Annotated in this window: 3 protein-coding genes and 2 pseudogenes; 2 read left to right on the forward strand and 3 right to left on the reverse strand. The window is 66.1% G+C overall.

Going from position 1 to position 3,579, the window contains the following annotated elements; genetic code table 11:
- Nucleotides 1-479: pseudogene (locus tag HMPREF2716_RS16555) on the forward strand (type VI secretion system tip protein VgrG); the annotation flags it as partial.
- A gap of 114 nt (nucleotides 480-593) precedes the next feature.
- Here the strand turns inward: HMPREF2716_RS16555 and HMPREF2716_RS16560 are convergent.
- From HMPREF2716_RS16560 to eagT6, 3 genes are read right to left on the reverse strand one after another with little or no spacing between them, the layout of a single operon-like run.
- Nucleotides 594-878, reverse strand: a complete 285-nt coding sequence (locus tag HMPREF2716_RS16560; protein ID WP_003104961.1) for an immunity protein Tsi6 family protein — start codon at nucleotides 876-878, stop codon at nucleotides 594-596.
- Nucleotides 875-2,167, reverse strand: coding sequence for an NAD(P)+ glycohydrolase Tse6 (gene tse6 / locus HMPREF2716_RS16565; RefSeq protein ID WP_003104959.1), 1,293 nt, complete (start codon nucleotides 2,165-2,167; stop codon nucleotides 875-877). Before tse6 ends, HMPREF2716_RS16560 begins: the two co-directional genes overlap by 4 nt.
- Nucleotides 2,168-2,182: 15 nt before the next feature.
- Nucleotides 2,183-2,617, reverse strand: a complete 435-nt coding sequence (eagT6, locus tag HMPREF2716_RS16570) for a type VI secretion system effector EagT6 (RefSeq protein WP_003083692.1) — start codon at nucleotides 2,615-2,617, stop codon at nucleotides 2,183-2,185.
- 319 nt (nucleotides 2,618-2,936) lie between these two features.
- Between eagT6 and vgrG1b the strand changes: the two are divergent.
- Nucleotides 2,937-3,579 (forward strand): annotated as a pseudogene (gene vgrG1b, locus HMPREF2716_RS16575) (type VI secretion system spike protein VgrG1b); the annotation flags it as partial.

Consider the following 3,579-nt stretch of genomic DNA (forward strand, 5'->3'; position numbering starts at 1 on the left):
TCCGCATGGAGGACAAGAAGGGCGCCGAGCAGTTATACATCCACGCCGAGCGCAACCAGGACAACCTGGTCGAGAACGATGCCTCGCTGTCGGTCGGCCACGACCGCAACAAGAGCATCGGCCACGACGAGCTGGCGCGCATCGGCAACAACCGCACCCGCGCGGTGAAGCTCAACGACACCCTGTTGGTGGGCGGGGCGAAGAGCGACAGCGTCACCGGCACCTACCTGATCGAGGCCGGCGCGCAGATCCGCCTGGTCTGCGGCAAGAGCGTGGTGGAGTTCAACGCCGACGGCACCATCAATATCTCCGGCAGCGCCTTCAACCTCTACGCCAGCGGCAACGGCAACATCGACACCGGCGGCCGCCTCGACCTCAATTCCGGCGGCGCCAGCGAGGTCGACGCCAAGGGCAAGGGCGTGCAGGGCACCATCGACGGCCAGGTACAGGCGATGTTTCCGCCGCCGGCGAAGGGCTGAGGCGGCGGCATCCTGGCCGCCCGCCCTCGGGCAGGACGCCGCGGGAGCCTTGACGATTCGCGCATGTCCTCGCCAGGCAGAAGCGGCGGTCGCTCAAGACCGATGGTGTTGCGCTCAGGGCAGATCGACTTTCAGGCCGCGGCCAGTGCGTATACCGACGTAGTAGGCGTCCTTGAGGGCCCTGGAGAGTTCCGGGTCGGTTTCGTCGAATTCCTTCACGGCGATGCTGCCGAGGGTCAACCGGTGCAGTGCGGAACGATCCAGGCTGCGGTCGAGCAGGACGGACCTGATGTACTGCAATTGCTTTTCCGCGGACAGCAGGACCTCGTATCCCGGATAGCGGGCCAGCCGGTCGACGACCAGCGCCAGAGCGCGGTCGATGTATTCGATGGGTGTCATGATCCCTCCCGGGGAAGCAGACCGAAGGAGCCTTTCTCGTTGGAGAACAGTTGTTGCGCGCCGCCTTTGGCGGGATATGACTGTCCCTTTACCGACCAGAAGTCATCGGTCGGCGCAGCGGTGCTGCGCAGGACCTCGACCTTCTGGGTCGTCCTGTAGGAGTTGAGGACCTTGGGTTCGATGGTGTTCGCCGCCCGGTTGGTGCCCATGGGGTTGATTCCCAGCTCCGTGGGCTGCACGCGCGGGCTGAGTGTATACCAGTTGCCCTGCGGCGCTCCGGGGGACTGGTACTGCCACAGGTTCTTGCCGGGCGCGAGGGTTTCCACACGGACCGGATGGTTGAAGTCCAGGCCGTTCATGTACGACTCGGCATCGGCAGGATCGATGTCCTTCGACTTGAAGAACTTGGCGGCGGTTTCACGATTCCCGCGGTAGTTGATGTCGTGGTCGAGGTTGCCGGAACGACCGAACTTGTTGTTCAGGTAGGCGCGTCGTTGCGCGGTTTCGGAGGTCACCGCTGCCGGACGACGACCGGCGAGTTTCGGCCCGAAGCCCAGCAATGCCATCCCCGCCACGCCCTGGAACAGGTCGCGGTAGCCGGGACCGAGGCGGTCGCCGAGGTCGCCGAGCAGGGCCATGCCGCCCATCATCAGCCCGCCGATGGCGACGAAGCCGGCCAGCGCCGCGACCCCGGCCATCGCCGCCAGCAGCAGGCCGCCGGCAAGGGCCGCCAGGCCCAGCGCCTCGAGGCCGGTGTGCAGCCATTCCTCCAGGTCGAGGACGAAGGCCACCCGCTCGGTGGGGCCGCCGATGAAGGTGTCCTGGCTGCCGGTCTTGATGTGCGCGCCGCAGACCATCTTGCTCTGCAGGCGCGCCGCCGGCTTGCCGTTGATGTACACGGTGGCGCTGCCTTCGGCGATCAGCACCGGGAACGGCCACAGCGGATGGTTCAGCGGCAGGCCGCTGCAGGTGGCGGAGACGTCGTCGCCGGCGCGCATCGCGTTGCGACTGTTCACATAGACGTTGAAGCTGCCGCGTATGAGCACCCCGGTGGTCGGCTCGGGTAGCTCGAAGATGGTGGTCAGGCCCTTGACGATCTGGAACATCGACAGCCCGCCAGCGGCGATCGAACCGGCCAGGATCACCGCGGCCAGGCCGCCGGTGGCGGCGGTGGCGGCGACCACGGCGGCGCCGATCAGGGCTCCGGCCACGGCTCCGGCGACCATCGCGGCGACACCGAAACCGTGGGCTATCTCATCGCCCAGTCGGGCGGCGGCTTGCGCATCCATGCGTCGGTACTCGGGTCAGCTAGGGGTCGGGCGCGGGACCAGGGTCTGCATCGCCTGCTTCCAGGCCGGCTCGTGGTGCGGCAGGTCAGCCGGGGTGGTGGTCAGGGTGGTGATCAGCACCGCCGGGCGGCGCTCGATGAATACCTGGCGCAGCATCAGGTCGCGGCCCTCGCGCTGCCACTGGTAGTCGAGGAGCACGGCGGCGTGGCCGTGAATGTTGATGTCCCAGCGCTTGTGCAGCTTGAAGCCGGGCAATTGCTTCTCGGCATTCTCCAGTTGGCGGGCGACATAGTCGGCGAACGGCGCGTCGCCCTGGCTGGCGTCGCGGCTGATGACGAAACTGGCTTCGCGGGCGGGGCCGCTGGCGGGGAGCTTGAAGATGTTGATGCTCTGGTCCTGCCAGGCATCGGGAATCTCGAGATCGGCTTCGTGGAGGCGATAGAGCGTCACTGTGTTAACCCCTTCCCTAGGATTCTGAGTGAGTCATTGCTGGACAAAAGCTTTACGGAATGTTGCTCGCGAATCAAGGCTTTCCTGGCCCGAAGCGGCCTTTCGTGATGGCCTTCTGCCTGTTCGCCGTCGGTCGGGGCGCTCGTCGGAATCTGTGTCACGCATCTCCCCTTTCCACCGCATCCGCGCCTATGCTGCTTGGGTGGCGCCGCTCCAACGGTGCCAGTGATGGACGTGGATCAAGGATGATTTCATGGCACTTGCGCAACAGACCCGCCTGGTCCGGGTCGACAGTCCGCTCGGCGCGGAGGTCCTGCAATTGCAGCGAATGGAGGGTCGCGAAGAGCTCGGCCGGCCGTTCGCCTACGAGCTGGAACTGATCTCGGAAAACCCCGACCTGCCACTCGACGGGCTGCTGGGCAAGCCGGCCAGCCTGGCGCTGGAACTGCACGACGGCAGCCGGCGGCATTTCCACGGCATCGTCGCCGCTTGCAGCCAGGGATCCGGCAACGGCCAGTTCGCCAGCTACCAGGTCACCCTGCGCCCCTGGCTGTGGCTGCTGACGCGCACCTCCGACTGCCGCATCTTCCAGAACCAGAAGGTCCCGGACATCATCAAGCAGGTGTTCCGCGACCTCGGCTTCTCCGACTTCGAGGACGCCCTGAGCCGCTCCTACCGCGAGTGGGAATACTGCGTGCAGTACCGCGAGACCAGTTTCGACTTCGTCAGCCGGCTGATGGAGCAGGAAGGCATCTACTACTGGTTCCGCCACGAGCAGAGCCGCCACATCCTGGTGCTCTCCGACGCCTACGGCGCGCACCAGAGCCCGCCGAACTACGCCAGCGTGCCCTACTACCCGCCGACCCTGGAACAGCGCGAGCGCGACCATTTCTACGACTGGCACATGGCGCGCGAGGTGCAGTCCGGTTCGCTGAGCCTCAACGACTACGACTTCCAGCGTC

Source organism: Pseudomonas sp. HMSC076A11, assembly GCF_001810205.1.
Taxonomy (GTDB): Bacteria; Pseudomonadota; Gammaproteobacteria; order Pseudomonadales; family Pseudomonadaceae; genus Pseudomonas; species Pseudomonas aeruginosa.

What these genes read in the sequence shown, in the direction of transcription:
- HMPREF2716_RS16560 (WP_003104961.1), bottom strand. Translation starts at nt 878, where the DNA reads ATGACACCCATCGAATACATCGACCGCGCTCTGGCGCTGGTCGTCGAC.
- tse6 (WP_003104959.1), bottom strand. Translation starts at nt 2,167, where the DNA reads ATGGATGCGCAAGCCGCCGCCCGACTGGGCGATGAGATAGCCCACGGT.